Annotated in this window: 1 protein-coding gene; it reads right to left on the minus strand. The window is 65.5% G+C overall.

Going from position 1 to position 504, the window contains the following annotated elements; all coding sequences use genetic code 11:
• Nucleotides 1-504, minus strand: a 504-nt coding sequence (locus IVA79_RS17920) for a c-type cytochrome (protein ID WP_247554965.1), incomplete at both ends; no start/stop codon positions are given.

Here is a 504-nt window from a genome sequence, read left to right on the forward strand (position 1 = left end):
AAGATCTTCTCGCCCTTGGCGGCATCGAAGCCGTTGCGGGTCGGAAGGCCCGCCAGCGACCGCACGTAATTGGCGACCGTGACGATCTCGTCGCCCTTCAGCACACCGTCCTTGCCGAAGGCGAGCATCTGGCCCTCATGGGTCTTGGCATGACCGGAACGCGCGCCGAACTGGATGGTCTGCATGATCTGGTCGAGTGTGCCGCCCCACAGCCAGTCGTCGTCGTTCAGGTTCGGATAGCCGTTGGCGCCGGCGCCACCAGAGCCATGGCAGGGCGCGCAATTGTCACCGAACACGGTCTTGCCCTTGGCGCGGGCGAGCGCCAGCAAGGCCGGGTCCTTCTCGATGTCGGCGAGCGAGGCCGCGCCCAGCGCCACCATCTTGTCACCACGAACTTTCTCGAGGTTGGCGAGCTCGACCGCGACGTCGGCGCGCGAGGAGTAGCCGAACATGCCGGTGGTATTGCTGGAGACCAACGGCCAGGCCGGATAGACGATCCAGTAG

Source organism: Bradyrhizobium sp. 138, assembly GCF_023074075.1.
Classification (GTDB): Bacteria; Pseudomonadota; Alphaproteobacteria; order Rhizobiales; family Xanthobacteraceae; genus Bradyrhizobium.